This window comes from Xanthomonas arboricola pv. populi, from assembly GCF_002939945.1.
GTDB classification, from domain to species: Bacteria; Pseudomonadota; Gammaproteobacteria; order Xanthomonadales; family Xanthomonadaceae; genus Xanthomonas; species Xanthomonas arboricola_A.
On the sequence record NZ_MDEB01000013.1, the window covers coordinates 44,653 to 61,159 of the forward strand.

Genomic DNA, 16,507 nt, shown 5'->3' on the forward strand with positions numbered 1-16,507 from the left:
ATAATAATGTCTTGGTCACAGAGAGCGTTTCAGACAAGATGCGCCTCTTAGAACACCCAAACCTCTCATACATGCAATCGTTCGACCCATCCGAGGGGTCCAGGCCAGTGCTCCTACATCCACAGGTTCTGTGCGACTCTTCAACCATAGTTGAGTTTTGCAACCTATTCTTTAAGCATTGGCGCGGTGCATCTAACAATTAATTCAAGCGGAACCAGTTTCGCGGGTCGGCATAATTAAAGCGTTAGGCCAAGGAGAAAATTGCTCGTGATTGACACTTTCAATATCAATTCCGCAATCACTATGACAGACGATGATTTCGTAGAAGTTGCCAATCAAGGCGAGGCCGGTCCGACGATCTATGTGGTCGAGGTCGGTACTGATGGATGGGCAATCTATGGGCCAGCCGGCGTCTATGAAAATCCAGCAGGAGATCGAATTTTTACCAACCTTGCGGGGGCTCATAGTCTTATTTCGGGCTGGGGCATCAAACGGTTTGTACAGGGCAAGGTTGTCCTGGTTTTGCCGTGACTTAGCAGATAAGGAGAGTGGATAAGGGGTCAGGGCTTTGTTTTAAAACGCTTCAACCCGATGTCGTTGTTAATATTGCACTGCGGCGATTGATGGCCGTCAAGATAATGGCGACGATATTTTCTTCCGCGTTTAGGCGGTCCGTAGATGTCAGGCAACAGTTGGAGCCACTAGTGACTCGTAAGAAGAAGCCTGCACAGCGCACGCGTTACGGCTATTGCAAGTTGACTGGCAGACCCGGAGCGTTCGTCAAATCTCATTTGATTCCTGACGCATTAACTAGGCCGATTCAAGCGGGCGTACCGCTTTTTCAGTACGGTGACGGGCCTAAGCCGAGTCGTCGTTGGAGCAGTTGGTATGACACTGAGCTTGTCACTCGAGCAGGTGAAGATATCCTGTCGGCTCTCGACACTTGGGCAATTTGTGTGCTTCGAGAACACAAACTAGTTTGGAGCGGCTGGGGCGAGGCGGTTGAGCTAGGCGAACTACATACGAAGGTCGAGGACCATTTCGGTATTCGCGAAGTCTCCACCGACACAAAGAGGCTTCGAATGTTCTTTCTCAGCTTGTTATGGCGTGCCGCTGCAAGCGAGCTATATGAGTTTAGAAACATAGTCCTACCGCAAAAAGATCTTGAGGTTCTCCGCAAGATCGTGCTCGGGGAGAAAGACCCTGATCCAGATTTCTATCCTGTCCAGCTCACCCAGATTTCGACTAAGGGCCTGATGCACAACCAGGCGCCTTATCCTGACATCAAATACATTCCGGACATCGAGAACCAGAACGCAGCGCCATATCCGATGGAAACGATACGATTCTACTTCGATGGCCTTGTAGCTCATTTCGCGACTGAGCTTCCGCCTTTTCACAGCGCGTCTGATCTTGGAAATATTTTTGTTGGAACTGAGCCGACGGTGGTGATATCGACTGTCACGTTTGAGGATTCGATGCAGGGAAGAGAGATGTACTCCGTACTTGGGCAGTACTATTGCCCCGAAGATAACTAGCTGAGGTAGCCTTATGTCTGACAAGTCGTTATGAACAACGGGTGAGATTCATTTAAGAAGTCAAGCCTGACTCCATTTGCACCATCTGCGTTCAGCAAGAACGGGGTCGAGCAAGGAGGAATGAGGTCTAAAATAAAGGGGGAAGGTTGAGTTATTGGTGGCCCAAAGGTTGGTTTCACTTCCTAAGTTAAACTGACCCTGTTTTCCGGAACAACAAATTTCTGTCCTTCTCGTATCGGCTACCGGTAGAGTGAAAGAGAATTGATACGGTATTTGAGAATTGGCGTCTAGCAGTCACGGTAGCCCCTAACAATTCATTCAAGCCGACGCCGCCTCGCGGCGCGGCTTAACTCAAGCGTTAGGCCTCGCAGCCACTAACAGGAGCGTGACATGATGATTCTGCGTGATTCACGCAATCAGCCGTACATCGAGTGGGCTCAAGGCCCAAATGGGTTCAAGCGCGCTTGGGTTCAAGATCGCTCAGGCACAGACAAGGACTGGGCAGCCTCGGGCCGATACATTAATGTCGTGCGAATTGACCGATTGGGAACTGGTCCTGCCGGAAACGCCACAGATTTTCCTGTGTTTTCGCCGCTTTTAGACGAGCAATTACTAATAGCATTCGTGACCGGCGTTTCCGCCATCACGGGCTGCGCGCTTGAGTGGCCCAAAGGGGATGCCTAACAGTTCGTTGAGAAAGGCGGCCGAATCACGGAGTCAGGTTAACTTAAAGGGCAGCCTGATCGCCGCAGTTGCGGAGCGCGGAATGACTCTGTAGTCAACCAACGAGACTCTAGAAGGAGTAAGACATATGAGCCGATCGATCATTACCTTTTTTGTCTTCAGTCTCGTGCTTGCCACGGGGCCATCGCATGGTCAGAACATCACAGAAAGAACCAAGCCAACAGCGGTTCCCAGCGTTGCGTTACCGCCCGAACTTGATCGAGTACTCCGCGACTATGAGCGCGCATGGCGTAAGGGCGACGCAAGCGCGCTTGCTGCGTTATTTGCGGAAGATGGCTTTTTGCTGCAGAGCGATCGTCCTCCAATCCGGGGCAGGACAGCGATTCAAGCGGCCTATGAAGGTAGCAGCGGGGGTCCGCTGCGCCTGCGCTCACTCGGTTTTTCCGCTGAAGATAACATCGCCTACATCATAGGTGCCTACGGCTACGGAGATGCACCCGGCGACATAGGAAAGTTCACTCTCACGCTGCATCGTAACTCCGGCAAGCGGTGGTTGATCTTCTCGGATATGGACAATCTCAATTCTTCGGCCAAACGGTAGTCTGCTTTCATGGATCGAGGGAGCAAAGAAGGGAAGCGATGTACGTGTCCCTTGTGGCGGCCACACTTAAAAAATAATCATCACTTTTTAGTTCGAAGCAGTTGACAACCCAACAAACCCGCAGCAATCTCTACCACAAGGAGCGTAGAAACTCCTCTAAGAGCGGTACCCACCTCCGTCAAACCGGTGGGTTTTTTGTGCCTGCAGCATCTTGCGGGCGCAACCGACGCGATGCCTGCGTCGGGAGGGCGGCTAATACAACACCCTTCGGGGAAATACGCCCGCCGACTCTTAGCGGTTTCTAACCTCCCGACATCCCGTCGCCACCCGGCGGCGGGGCCTGTTCGTCAAGGAGGGCATTGCCATGCGTCGACCCACGTCCAGTCCCAAGCCAGCACGCAAGCGCGCCAAGGTGCCGCCGCCCACCGAGATCGGCTGGCACTCGCTCGACCCCTCGATCCCGCCGCGGCCCTACCTCGAGCGCACCCCCATCCCAGAGCCTCGCCCCGATCCCACCAAGCCGCGCCGCCCAGGCCACCCGCGTGCCCCGCAACACTGCACCGTCGGCTACGGCTACTACCCCGACAGCCACCAACGCATCCCCACGCTGCGCCTACGCGGCCGCTGGCTGGAACAACTCGGCTTCACCATCGGCAGCAAACTCCACATCCGCATGCGCAACGGCGAGCTGGTCGTCACCGTGGCGGATGATGGCGAGAAGGCGACAGATAAGGCAGCCAACAATTGACGGTAGGCACCGACTCGACGAGCATCATGCCGACGCCGGCCGCGCACCAGCACGCGTAGCGCTGTGCTGGTCGCTCACTGGCGATCCGAGCGTCTTGTGTTTTGCACGGGGATTTCGCCGGCAAGGTAGATATCAAAGAGCTTTGCAATACGGCACATCCCGTTAGCCGTCAGTGCTAGCAGGACTGCTTTGCCGGTAAGTAGATCAGAAAACTTAGAAAATTTGATGGGAATGGAAACCATGAGCTCGGAAATTTACCAAAAGACAAACGCGGCGCGTGACGAGTTGTTTGGATCTCTGGGAAAGGTCGATCCTGATGTCATCGCGCATGTTATAAACCCGGCCTTTATGGGCGGGCCCAGTTGGCCTGCACTCAGGCAGGCATTCAGCGTCATCCGCACAAGCGACAGCATTAGGGTGGCAAGCAACGGTCTTTCAGATCCTTTCGATGATGTTGAAGAGCCGAACAACGGCTATAGGCTGGAAATCATCGCGGAGACAAAAGAGAAGTTGACTGGCGACATTGCAGGGTCATGGCTTTTCAAGTTGGTCTACGCACTCTCCCAGCAAGCCGCATGCAGCGGGCAGATCGCCGATTTTATCGAAAGACACGGCGTCATCACGATGGAGCTTTTCGCTCAAGATTGCGGCTTGGAGGACTTCCAGAACGAACACGGCATGGTGGGCGTCATGATTGGGGTTGAGCACCCTGAGCTCCCGAAGAAGATCCAATTTCCCGCGGAGGACGTCTTCCTGGCAGCTGTGCAGATCTTGAAGCCTGACGAGCTGGCCTACGTCGCCGAGAAGCGTGCAGAAGGACGCAACCATTTACACAGCCTGATGAAGTCGTCGGGCCAGTACCATTTCGTCAGCCCCGGCCGTGGGTCATTGCTGGAACATGGCGCAAAGCCGACCAAGAAGGCTTGGTGGAACTACTTTAGAAAGAATTAGTGGGCACCGAGCTGATTCAAAATGTTTTCGGCCAAAAAAGGTCAGGTGCAGTTAATAGGTCAACCCAAGCTGTTCATCGCTCCCCTAAACTGGCGAGTTAGGCTATATTTGCACTCAGGCACCACCCCTATTGCTGGCTTGCTCAATTCAAATGTTCTACGGCACATGAAAATTACATGGCAAGATCTAACAGTGGATCTATCAGGCCAATCATCTGATGTCCTGATGAATGAGTGGCGATGGCTTGTCCCTCAGGTCCTTTCACTTCGGATGGTTTCAGCTTTAGGCGATGCATTTTTAGCGGATGCCTCGGGCGCCATCTACTGGCTTGATGTTGGTGCGGCGGATCTGATATGCATAGCGGATAGCAGAGAAAACTTCGACAATTCTCGCCAGAAGGTGGAGCTAGCAAATCAATGGTTTGCACCTCACCTTGTTGGCGATTTATTGGCGATAGGGCACATCCTTGAGGCAGGTCAGTGCTTTAGCTGCAAGATTCCTCTAACGCTGGGAGGAATCTTGCATCCTGATAACTTTTCGCCATGCGATCTGAAGGCTCATTTCGATGGACTTGGAAAGATTCAGTCACAAGTAAAGAGCTTGCCCATTGGTACACTAATTTCGTCGGTTAAGCTTGGCGAATAGACCAACGGCAGTAAGGTACACATCCGCCGGAGGGAAACGGGGTCAGATTCACTTAGGCATCTGTCTCCCTCGTTCCTTGTCCAGAGCGAGGGCCTGCTAACCGTTTGATGATGGTAGGTGCGACGCATCATCGCCTCAAAGCGACGGAATAGGGCCGCGCTGTTGTTGTTCCTGCGAGCGTTGCTGATCCATTGCCAGCTCTTGCGTGCGTTCTTGCGCTAAGCGCTGGTTGACAGATTCCAGTTGGGTAAAGCTCTCTTGGACAGGTCGCTGCGCTGCGTCGGCTGTTGGGATATGAGCGCGCAACATGGCCGGATCCTTTGGATCGCCTTGCACTACAAACAGGGTCTGCGCAGCGGGCGAGTCTCTGGTCTTTTCGCTGAGCAGCACGTGGTCCACCCGAGTTAGCCCATTGTCTTTGGCTAGCGTCAGCAGACTCGCTGTCATCCGTTCACTGGTCGCGTCAAACGTGCGGCCGTTGGCTGCATCTAACTGCTCCACCTTGCTTCGGATCTGCTGATGCATGGCATGGTCAGGGTGCCCCACCTCTGCAGGCGTTAATGTGCGGCTTGGCGCATTCGGTGCCGCCAGATTGGGAGAGCTAACGCCGCGTGCGCCAGTGTCCTTGAGCTGGACCATGCCATAGCCGTCCTTGCCAAGGTCAATGATGTTGAAGGTCTTTGCAGATCCTAGCTCCAGCCCGTTGCGCTCCAGCTGTCTTGGGTCCAGGCCCAGCGATTTAAGATCGATGCGAACTTCCGGAGGCTGGCGGTCATGCGCAAGATGCGCGTAGTTCTGCGCGATGTGACTGATCGGATTCACGCCATAGTAGTTCCGGTAGTCGGAGTCGCCATGCGGGCCTAGCGTGCCACTGCTGTCGTAAAAGCAGTGCTCAACAGATTTGGTCAGCGCATCGTTGCGGGAAAAGGGCTGCTTGGTGAGTGCATCGTAGGTCAGCCCATCCGCAAATTGCGGAGCGCCGTTCGGTTGTCGCACGACACACCGATTACTCGACCGGTCGAGCAACTCCTTCTCAACCACACTGTCGGGCATCTCAGGGTTCAGATGTTTGATTCGATCATGCAGGGCACGCATTCCCGAGATTTCCGACAGTGCTTCGTCTGCGCGAGTCGAATCCAGGTAAACACGGGTAGGACCAGTCAGGTCGACCTGATGCTCGCGATCGTCGTAGGCTTCCTGCATCCGGTTACTCATACTCTTGCCGAACTCGGCAAGGGCGTTGGCACGATGCTGGGCCAATACGCCGTGCATCGTTTCATGGCCCATGACCTCGGTCAGATAGTCGATGCGCTCTGAGCCTGTGAAATCTTTGAACGCTGCTTCACTGATGTTGAGTGTGCCCGCCTTGCCGTCCTTACCATCCTGGAAGTGGCCGCCGTTGTTTTGTCCATGCGAAACAGCAATCGCGCCAATTCGACCTTTCTCAATGGCATCACCTAGCAGGTTCGACAGATAAGGTGATTCGGCGATCGTCTGGCGAATGCTGTCCTCTGCACCAGCAGGAAGTGCAGGGTCTTTTGCCATCTGGGCAAGTAGAGGCTCGATACGTGAGTCAACCCGGTTCATGGCTTGCCTCCATCGATCTTGACGCTATAAACGCACTCTTCTGGCCTGCCTTGTTCATTGGTTCGATAGAGAAGCAATGAGACCGAAAAAATCTGACTTCCGCCGTTGATCGCGCGCCAATGCTGGCGTAGCCATCCACCCTGAAACGGCCGCTGCCCGCCGCGCGTGTATCCCATCCGTTCAAGCGCTGTGGACAATGCTTCGGCTTGCCAGATGCAGGTCGACGTGGGCACGCGCGTGGGATCGCCTTGGTTAGGCAAAGACACTGCAACTTCGATCCGCGAGAAGCCATCCTTCGTTGGGCGATGTGTCGCGTAGAGCGCATAGCCATCGGCCAGAGCGACGTCTTTTGCTTCACGCCACGGGTATGCCGGATCAGACGGTGGCCCAAGCTTGATGCCAAGTGCAGATTCCATTCGTGGGTAGTCCAGATCCGCTGGCACTGTCAGTCCATCAATGAAGCGCAGCAGCCGGCGCTGCAATTCTTGCAAAGTAGTATTCGCAGAGACGATGTCGGCACCGTTGTCGATACTTCTGCTCTTCTCTTGAGGGGGCGGCGTCGCTGTCGCAGCAGATGACGTGCCTGCATCCCGCTTTGCTTCATGGGGCGTGCGAGCACATGCACTTGGCAGCGCTAGTGAAAGCAGCAACAAGGGAAGCAGGTTTCGGAAGCTAATTTTTATCATTGGGATCCTGCGACTCACGCGGCATCGCGCTGCTGGTCAATTGTCACTCGTGCCGTCTGTGTCATGCACTACCGCGCCCGAATCTGAGTGGCGCGATGGTGATGGATAGCGAGAGAACGTAAAAGCTATTTGCGGGAGGGTGGGGATGCGCTTGGAGTAGCAATCTCTCTAGGTTCAATCCAACTCTGACCCTGCTGCTTCAAACGTTGACGCTAGGATCTTCCATCAACGCTTTCTAGATTGCCAGCATCAGCCAGTTGACATGTCACGCAGCGCGTAGCAGTCTTTTGGCCACGGAGCGTAGAAACTCCTAAGACAGCGGTACCCACCTCCGAAATCCCGGTGGGTTTTTTGTGCCTGCAGCTTCCTGCGGGCGCAGCCGACGCGTTGCCTGCGTCGGGAGGGTGGCTAATACAACACCCTTCGGGGAAATACGCCCGCCGTCTGTCTTCGGTTTCTAACCTCCCGACATCCCGTCGCCACCCGGCGGCGGGCCTTGTTCGTCAAGGAGGGCTTTGCCATGCGTCGATCCCCATCCAGTCCCAAGCCAGTGCGCAAGCGCGCCACGGTGCCGCCGCCCACCGAGATCGGCTGGCACTCGCTCGACCCCTCGATCCCGCCGCGGCCCTACCTCGAGCGCACCCCCATCCCAGAGCCTCGCCCCGATCCCACCAAGCCGCGCCGCCCAGGCCACCCGCGTGCCCCGCAACACTGCACCGTCGGCTACGGCTACTACCCCGACAGCCACCAACGCATCCCCACGCTGCGCCTACGCGGCCGCTGGCTGGAACAACTCGGCTTCACCATCGGCAGCAAACTCCACATCCGCATGCGCAACGGCGAGCTGGTCGTCACCGTGGCACCTGCAGAGTGACCAACCCGCCGCACCCCGCGCTCCGCGCGTGCACCCCGCAGTTGGAGAACTCGCATGGTGAATGACACCCTGGCCGGCATCCTTGGCACATTCCCACACTTCGGCAGCAAATGGATGCCGCTGCCGGTCGAACGCGCGACCAATACCTGCACCGCCTGGCATCGGCGCAGCGGCTCAGGCACCACCGCCACACGCACGGCGTACGTCGCGCAGCTGCGCGATGCATCTATGTGCAACTACACCCGCGTACGCCACACCACGCGTTGGCGCGTACGCGAGGAGCCGGCAGCGGGCAGGGCGCGTTTCGACCAGGCCATCGGCCTGTTGCATGCCGACCTGTTCGCCTACATGCGCCGGCGCCTGCGTGACCCCGACACGGCCAACGACCTCACCCAGGAAACGCTGCTCCGCCTGCTGGCCTACCGCGACGCGTCCGACATCGGCGACTACCCACTGCTGATGTACCGCATCGCGCACAACGTGGTGCTGGAGCATTGGCGCACGCGCCACCGCCGCCATGCCAACGCCCACGTCGCACTGGACCTGATCGCACCACTGGCCGCAGACGGCGCCCACGTCGACCAGATCGCCGACGCCCGCCGCATCCTGCAGCACCTGCACACCCACACGCTGCCCGCACTACCGCCCAGATGCCGCCAGGCATTCATCCTCAATCGCATCGACGGCCTCACCTACCCACAAGTGGCCGCAGCCATGGGCATCTCGATCAAGATGGTGGAAAAGCACATCAGCCGCGCCCTGGCTGCGTGCCGGGCGATAGTCAGTTGATAGCCGGCAGCTCTTGACTCCCGTATTGACAGAGGCTGCTATGGATGCGAACGTGTGTTGAGCAAATAGTGGTGCCTAAAACAGAAAGTGCTGTGGTCACTACGCAGCCGTCGTTGTCAGGCATAAACCAAGGATCTGGTTCTTTATTTCAAGGAAGAAAATATGGCGCTGCTTCATCGATTCCGTTCGCTGCCGGGCGGCGTGGCTCCTAAGTCTGATCGGTTGACCTTTTGGCACAGCTGGACACTGTCATGTGTCCTCATTGCTCTCTCTGCATGCGCGTGGGCTCAAGAGGCCAAGCCAAAATTTTCGGTTTATGACACCGACGGAAAGCACTTTGGCGATTATACGACCCAGGTGCAGGCAGAAGCTGCAATCAAAACGATTCCGGGTCCGACCAATGTCGAAGACATATATAAATATATCGACACTATCAAGCAAGCTTCTGTGTCCGAAAATGGTGAAATGACAATCACATATTGGACGGGGCGTGAAAAAGCAAAAGACGAAGATTGGGTCTTTCAGTCCTGGGGACTGACAGATTTTGCGACAGAAGCTGACGCGGTAAAAGATCTTGTCCGGCAGCTTAATGAAAGATATCCGCAATGCGGACTTTACGCAAAGGCTTCCCCTGAACGGGAATGGGCTCCATCAATAGGGCCATACCCAGAGTACGACAGGGGTATGGAATATCAGAAAAGAGACTATGTCGTTACCACTACATATTCAGATTGTGATGGAACTTTATCGTATTCAACTATCATAACCAGGAAGCGAAGGGCGGAGTGTCCAAAGCCGTTCACAGCTTGGCTGATAAGTGAGCAAGCTTGTGCCAATAAAGATTTTTTTGCCACGATTAAAGTCGCTGCAAATCAATGTGGCACAGACACAGGGTCGCATTCTGGGCTTGTCGGTAATCCCTGTGACGTCAAGACTGGCGAAAAATTTCAAGTTGAGTCTGACTTTAATCTGGGCTGGATTGATCTCATCCGCTATTACCATTCTGGAATCGCTGTGGCAGCTGGCGATTTTGGCCAGAATTGGTCGCATTCTCACGGCTTACGCTTGACAATCCAGTCGTCCACGTTGGGTTTGATTGAAGGCAATGGCTATGCGATTCCTTTTAGAAAAAGCGGTCAAAGCTATGATGCAACCAATGGTTCAGGTGAAAGAATAATTCCGGATGGCGAAACTTGGAAGCTGTATAGGCGCGACGCCATCTACACGTTCGATGCAAAAGGCCGCTTGTTCTCGCGCATGACTGACGACGGCGCTGGCTTGCTTTACGCCTATGACAGTGACGGACGCCTTAGTAAAATCACTTCGTTGCAGGGGAGATCTGTCGATCTCCGCTACGCAGACGGTGCTAATAAGGACTTGATCGCTAGCGTTTCATCGGCAGGTGTTCTGCTATCTGCCTACACCTACGATCAGGGTCGCTTGAAAAGCGTTACGTTTGCTGACGGTGGCATGCGTGTCTATCACTACGAGGATTTACGTTTCTCTAGACATCTGACAGGAATCACCAATGAAAATGGTCAACGCTTCAGTACCTACGCGTACGATGACGTAGGGCGGGCGGTATCCAGTCAGCACATCGGTGGGGCAGACGGGGTAGCTCTCGCTTATTCCTCCGCCGGAACGATCGTGACGGATGCATTGGGAGGCAAATCTACCTACGCTATGACCAATGCTGGCGGTCAGGCACCGAAGATTTCCGCAATTACCGATGGCGCGGGAACGGCGAGCTACACCTACTACGATCAATCTGTGGACTACCGTAGAAGGTTGAGCACAATGACGGATCGGCGAGGCATACAGACAAAGCATATCTATTCGGAAACAACCGAGAACGGGGTAAATGTCAGTGTCCACACGGTCCAGGAAGCCCTTGGGCATCCTCAGCAACGCACCATAACGACAGCAACCGCGACAGGCTCAAATAAAGTCCTCTCGATTCAGCTAGACGGACGCAAAACAACTTACACGCGCAACGCTCGGCTTCAGCCTGTCCTCTTGACAATAACCAGCCAAGAAGGCCAGAAGCGAGAGCTGGCTTACACGTATTGTGAGGCGTCTGATGTTGCCACCAGCGGTGGTGGCTGCCCGATCCTTGGCTACTTGAAGTCCATCGATGGCCCGCGCACGGATATCGACGACCGTACGACCTACAACTATTACCCCATCGATGCTGCCGGGTGCGAGACCGGCACCGGACCGTGCCCGTATCGCAAGGGCGACCTCAAGCAAACCATCAAGGCCCGCGGCCAGATCCGCGAGAATCTGAGTTATGACGCGGCAGGCCGCGTTCTTTCTGCCGTTGACGAAAACGGGGTGCTGACCGATTACAGCTACCACCCGCGTGGTTGGTTGGCATCGACCACGGTGCATGGCGCTACTTCCGGGCAGAATCGCGTCACCACGTTGGAGTATTGGCCCACCGGCTTGGTCAAGCGCATCACCCAGCCCGACGGCAGCTACGCCACGTTTGTCTACGACCAGGCCCAACGCCTCACCGATGTCACCGATACGCTGGGCAACACCCTTCATTACGTGCTTGATGATGCCGGCAATCGTCTGGAGGAGCAGACCAAGGATGCGCAAGGTACGCTCAAGCGCAGCTTGAGCCGTATTTACAACCAATTGGGCCAACTGAAAACGCAGGCGGACGCAGCCGCAAATCCCACCGACTACGCCTACGATGCAAACGGCAACCTGCGTTTGATCACCGACGCATTTGGCCGTAGCACCCTGCAAGAGCACGATCCGCTCGGTCGGCTTGCGCGCACGTTGCAGGACGTCGATGGCATCAAGGCCGAAACCAATGTGGGTTACGACACGCAGGATCGCCCCTTGCAGGTCAAGGATCCCAAACGTCTGGACACGCGCTACACGTACAACGGCTTCGGAGATACCCTGAAGCTGACCAGCCCGGACACCGGCGTCACTAGCTATACCTACGACAGCGCCGGCAACCGCGCCACGCAGACCGATGCACGCGGCATCACGTCCACCTATGGCTACGACGCGCTCAACCGTGTCCTGAGCATCAGCTACCCAACCACCGCCTTCAATGTCAGCTACACCTATGACGTCACACAGAGCGTGTGCGCCAGCGGTGAGACCTTCACCGTCGGGCGGCTGGCTAAGCTCCAGGATGGCAGCGGTACCACCCAATACTGCTACAACCGCTTCGGCGAGGTGGTGCGCAAGGTGCAGACGGTCAACGGCAAGATGTTGGTGTTGCGCTACGACTACACGCCTGGCGGCCGCCTGCGGTCGATGGTCTACCCGGACGGCACTACGGTCGATTATGTCCGCAACGCGCACGGCCAAACGACCGAGGTTGGGGTGACGGCACAAGGCGGCAGCCGCCAACGTCTGCTGAGCGGAGCGACCTACTATCCGTTCGGCCCATCTGCCGGCTGGACCTACGGCAACGGCCGCACGTTGGCACGCATGTACGATCAGGATTACCGCCCACAGAGCATTCAGGACAGCCGCACAGGCGGCCTGGAGATTGGCTTCGGCTTCGACCCTGTTGGCGACCTCACTGACCTGACCCCGGCCGGGAACCCCACGCCAGAGCTTCAGCTGACCTACGACGCGCTTGGTCGGCTGACCGCACTAAAGGACGGCAGTACAGGTACCGTGATCGACGGCTATAGCTACGATGGCACGGGTAACCGCATGAGCGCCAAAGTCGGCGGCGCCACGCAGGCCTACACCTATCCAACGACCAACCACCGCTTGAGCGCAGTCGCAGGCGTGGCACGCACCTACGACAAAATGGGCAACACCCTCACCATCGGCGGCAAGGCACGCGAGTACCTGTACGACAACACCGGGCGCATGACCCAGGTCAAGCGCGCAGGTGTCGCGGTCATGAACTACCGCTACAACGGCCTAGGCGAGCAGGTACGTCGCTACCTGGGCACCACCAACACCTATACGCTCTACGACGAGGCCGGCCATTGGCTCGGCGACTACGACACTAACGGTGCACCCAAGCAACAAGCGATCTGGCTGGATGACCTGCCGGTGGGCCTGTTGGCCAACGGTGGTCAACTGCACTATATCGAACCCGACCACCTAGGCAGCCCGCGTGTGGTCGTGGATGCCGCCCGCGACGTTGCCGTGTGGAACTGGAGCCTGAAGGGCGAAGCCTTCGGCAATACAGCACCCAACCAGGATCCGGATGGAGACGGCACCGCGATGACGTTCGATATGCGCTTTCCGGGCCAGCGGTTTGATGCAGCGAGCGGGTTCAATCAGAACTACTTTCGTGATTACGACGCGGCGGCAGGCCGGTATGGGCAGAGTGATCCGGTTGGTATAGCGGCTGACATAAGCACCTATTCATACGTCTCTGCAAATCCTTACGAAATGTTTGACCTACTGGGCCTAGAGTCAGTAGGCTCTTTTAATAACGGAGGGCAAAGACTCTCTTGGGAAGATGGCGTAAACCTTAGAGGCCCCGATTTTGTAAAGGTATCATTCAATTATGGTCCCGGTACCCTTTCCTTTACTCGGGGAAGGAATGGTCGAGTCTATACGAGTAAAGGGCTGGCAAAGATATACCCTCACTCGATATCCGCAGGCGTTTCAGCAAGCATGGGATGGGTTAACGAATGTGAAGGGCGCCCGAACGACGCTCAATTGAATAATCTTTTCACCGGCCCTGGATTGGCTGGGTTTGGAGCGTATGGGCCACTCGGCGGAGCATATAGCTACTCACCTGGAGCGGGTTCTACCACTGAAATCGGAGTGGGCACAGGAGTTTCTATCACTAAAGGTCGTGGTACCGGTGGGTTTGGTGGTGAAAAAGGTGAGGTTATTAGTAACGATGGTTGGGGCTGGGAATGGTGAAAATAATAAATTACTTATTTTTTGCTACCATTTGTGCTTGCGTAGCATATGGCATCTATTTGTCTTCAAAGAAGTCAAAAGCTACTGATCTTTCCGGAAAGCCTGGAATCAGTACGTTAAAAGCTGAAATCGACCCGTTTGCGCAGAGCTTTGGGGGGACGCCCATAAATTTTTTTGATCGAGTCAGCGTTGCCGGCGGTCTGTCAAGTAACATTCATTTGAGTCCTGGGGAGGTTCCTCCATTAGCGAATTTTAGGAGCCTCGCATTAAAAACAGGGTGGGTAGAGGTTGTACCCGCAAAATCACCTTATTCGATTAGCTATCGATTTTGCAAAAAGAGAATGATGCTTTTGCTTGAGCATTCTTACAAGTCTCACTGGATCTATGGAATTGAATGGGTTTCCGATGGAGAGGGAATTTATTACTGTAAATCGAGATAAATACCTCGGCTGGAAATTCGCAGTCTCCGCCTGAGCGCAGTCACAGGCATGGCGCGCCCCTACGACAAGATGGCAACACCCTCCCCATTGGCGGCAAGCTTCGATCGCTTGAAGATGGAAGCTAGCGAACTCTTCATCAGCCAGGACCTGAGATGACTCCAGATGACTTTGTTATCGGGCTGAAGACCCAATGCGCGGACGCAGCCGTTCACGACTGCGTGGAACTTCTTAACGCCCCGCCGGGCCGTAGGCCCCAACAATCTTTGGTTAGCTTGTCCGTCTGGTATCGCGGTCTCGCTCCTGCCGACAAAGCCAACGTTGTCGCCGCATTGCAAATGGCGGCCGATGCAACGCTGTTCGGCGTCTTGTGCGTTATCGACGGTGTTCGCGCTATCGAGGATCAATCAACCAAGTCCAAGTTCAGACTCACAGCCACATGCAACGGTTCAACGTCACTCATAGCGCCCGGACCCGAAGATCTTCATGCTCTTCTACAGACAGATTCTCTGTAAGAAAAGAAGTGCGCCGCGCATATGCAGCAGACACCGTCTAGCTCTGGCGTAGTGCGCCGCAGGTGAGCTGGGCTGTACCTTACACAAGGCGATGAGGCCACAAGAAGTGGGGTCAGGTTAATCTAATGAGTCGACTTGACCTCTCATTCCTTCATGGCGCATCCGCAGTGCAAACGTGGTTGCCATTTTTATGCTGGACTCGATACCGTTGAATGATTGACCAAGAGCCCAGAGTGCGGGAATATCTGCAGTAGTAGTCTAACTCTCACTGCTGGTACAAAGGATTTCATGGATGAATAAGAAGATGCGCCCTTTTCTTGGGGGCCTGATCAACACTTATAGCAAAATCGGTCTCATATTATTGGCGGTGGACGCACTGGTTTTTTTGAGGGGCCTAATCAAGGCTCCTTCGCCCAGCGACGAGATCCGGCAATTGGTTGTCATTGGCCTTGCCGTGATGGGGGTCATCCTGTGCACGCTTGGCTTTCTTACGGTCAAGCAGCCTGATGGCAGATAGGCTCTGTCTAACTCTGTCTTTGATAGATGTCCATTGACAATCTTCTATCAACGCAGCTTGCTGTGAGAGTTGGCTCACGCCGCTTCATTTCAGTGTGCTGAGGTCTCTAATCTGCACGACATTGACCTGGCCAATGAAAAGCAAGAGAGCGATGGATGAGCAGGCGCTGTCGCGCCACGGGACTGGACTAGCTACCAGCGCATCTCTGCTCGGCGGCCAACCGGCGGTGTCTAGCCCTCACCCCGCGCGCGGTCGACATGCTACCCTGCCCACCGCCATTCTGGCGAAGACGGAACATCAGGTGACCCAGCCGACACCATTGCAAGCGGTGTCGGGGCTTTCTCGCTTAGCCACGCTTAACGCAGGTCGCCCAGAGACAAGCACGTCATTTCAACCACCATCAGGGACGTATTCATCATGAAGCTACGTAGCGTTGCCGCCACTTTCGCACTGGCTGCGGCTTTAGGCCTTGGCTTGAGCGCCCCAGTGCGCGCCCAGGCGCCTGATCCTTGCTCGGTCTTTCTTTGCATGGCCAGCGTGTCCGGCTTCGGTACTCCGACTCCAGAATGTGCAGCGCCGATCGCAACCTTCCACGCCATCCAGGTATGGAGCCCGGCCTTCAACCCGTCAGCCACGGCGGCGGCACGCCGGGCATATCTGATGACATGTCCAGGCGCGAGCGTACCGAATCAAGCCATCTTGGAAGCCATCATCGCGCAGTGGGGCTACACGCCTTGACGGGAATCGTCCGCTGACCCAGCAAAGCATTTGGTTCTGAGACTTTGCGGGAATGCCGCCATGCCCCTCTTCGCCATGGGCATCGCAGTGCCTTTCTGTGCAATTGGGTTCCTACGCATCGGCCAGTAGCAAGTGAACCCGTTACTTTCGTATGTTCGCCTGCGGCAAAGCGCAATCTGCCCCTGTTCTGTTGGCTCAGTTGGCCACGTTCCCGGTGGAGAAGCGGGGTTGGGTTCACTTAAAGCTTAACCTGACCCAGTTATTCGTAAGCAGCGCCACTAGGGATGGTCTGATCAACGCTACCCAATGACGAGACATGTGACATCGG

Annotated in this window: 13 protein-coding genes; 11 read left to right on the top strand and 2 right to left on the bottom strand. The window is 55.6% G+C overall.

All coding sequences use genetic code 11. The annotated features are described in order from the left end of the window. The first annotated feature begins 267 nt into the window (after positions 1-267). The 7 genes from XaplCFBP3123_RS21350 to XaplCFBP3123_RS20730 all read left to right on the top strand — a co-directional run bounded on the left by XaplCFBP3123_RS21350 (position 268) and on the right by XaplCFBP3123_RS20730 (position 5,167). Positions 268-531, top strand: a complete 264-nt coding sequence (locus XaplCFBP3123_RS21350) for a hypothetical protein (protein WP_146091409.1) — start codon at positions 268-270, stop codon at positions 529-531. A gap of 173 nt (positions 532-704) precedes the next feature. Continuing rightward, entirely contained in the window at positions 705-1,538 is an 834-nt protein-coding gene (locus tag XaplCFBP3123_RS21355) for a hypothetical protein (RefSeq protein WP_146091410.1), read from the top strand. 390 nt (positions 1,539-1,928) lie between these two features. Beyond that, positions 1,929-2,222 (top strand): hypothetical protein, encoded by a 294-nt coding sequence (locus XaplCFBP3123_RS21360; protein WP_146091411.1) that lies wholly within the window; start codon positions 1,929-1,931, stop codon positions 2,220-2,222. Positions 2,223-2,349: 127 nt separating this feature from the next. Then, on the top strand, positions 2,350-2,823 hold the full coding sequence (locus XaplCFBP3123_RS20710) for a YybH family protein (protein WP_104535743.1): 474 nt from the start codon (positions 2,350-2,352) through the stop codon (positions 2,821-2,823). Positions 2,824-3,187: 364 nt separating this feature from the next. Then, positions 3,188-3,571 carry a SymE family type I addiction module toxin gene (locus XaplCFBP3123_RS20720; protein WP_104535744.1) on the top strand — a complete coding sequence of 128 codons (384 nt, stop codon included), beginning with the start codon at positions 3,188-3,190 and terminating at the stop codon, positions 3,569-3,571. A gap of 240 nt (positions 3,572-3,811) precedes the next feature. Continuing rightward, the gene (locus tag XaplCFBP3123_RS20725) at positions 3,812-4,522 is read left to right on the top strand and encodes a hypothetical protein (RefSeq protein ID WP_253254276.1); all 711 of its coding nucleotides are present in this window, start codon (positions 3,812-3,814) and stop codon (positions 4,520-4,522) included. A 21-nt stretch (positions 4,523-4,543) separates the two neighbouring features. Then, positions 4,544-5,167, top strand: a complete 624-nt coding sequence (locus XaplCFBP3123_RS20730; protein ID WP_104535746.1) for a T6SS immunity protein Tdi1 domain-containing protein — start codon at positions 4,544-4,546, stop codon at positions 5,165-5,167. A 135-nt stretch (positions 5,168-5,302) separates the two neighbouring features. Here XaplCFBP3123_RS20730 and XaplCFBP3123_RS20735 read toward each other — a convergent pair whose 3' ends face one another. Both XaplCFBP3123_RS20735 and XaplCFBP3123_RS20740 read right to left on the bottom strand, forming a co-directional pair. Next, positions 5,303-6,754: an XVIPCD domain-containing protein gene (locus tag XaplCFBP3123_RS20735; RefSeq protein WP_104535747.1), complete on the bottom strand. Its 1,452-nt coding sequence runs from the start codon at positions 6,752-6,754 to the stop codon at positions 5,303-5,305. Next, complete coding sequence (locus XaplCFBP3123_RS20740) at positions 6,751-7,440, bottom strand: hypothetical protein (protein WP_104535748.1); 690 nt, start codon at positions 7,438-7,440, stop codon at positions 6,751-6,753. The genes XaplCFBP3123_RS20735 and XaplCFBP3123_RS20740 overlap by 4 nt, the downstream gene beginning before the upstream one ends. 520 nt (positions 7,441-7,960) lie before the next feature. Here XaplCFBP3123_RS20740 and XaplCFBP3123_RS20745 point away from each other — a divergent pair. The 4 genes from XaplCFBP3123_RS20745 to XaplCFBP3123_RS20765 all read left to right on the top strand — a co-directional run bounded on the left by XaplCFBP3123_RS20745 (position 7,961) and on the right by XaplCFBP3123_RS20765 (position 15,441). After that, complete coding sequence (locus XaplCFBP3123_RS20745) at positions 7,961-8,314, top strand: SymE family type I addiction module toxin (RefSeq protein WP_104535754.1); 354 nt, start codon at positions 7,961-7,963, stop codon at positions 8,312-8,314. 54 nt (positions 8,315-8,368) lie between these two features. Continuing rightward, positions 8,369-9,103 (top strand): RNA polymerase sigma factor, encoded by a 735-nt coding sequence (locus XaplCFBP3123_RS20750; RefSeq protein WP_253254277.1) that lies wholly within the window; start codon positions 8,369-8,371, stop codon positions 9,101-9,103. Positions 9,104-9,265: 162 nt separating this feature from the next. Further along, the gene (locus XaplCFBP3123_RS20755) at positions 9,266-13,972 is read left to right on the top strand and encodes an RHS repeat-associated core domain-containing protein (RefSeq protein ID WP_253254278.1); all 4,707 of its coding nucleotides are present in this window, start codon (positions 9,266-9,268) and stop codon (positions 13,970-13,972) included. Positions 13,973-15,216: 1,244 nt separating this feature from the next. Continuing rightward, complete coding sequence (locus XaplCFBP3123_RS20765; RefSeq protein WP_104535750.1) at positions 15,217-15,441, top strand: hypothetical protein; 225 nt, start codon at positions 15,217-15,219, stop codon at positions 15,439-15,441. Positions 15,442-16,507: the final 1,066 nt, after the last annotated feature.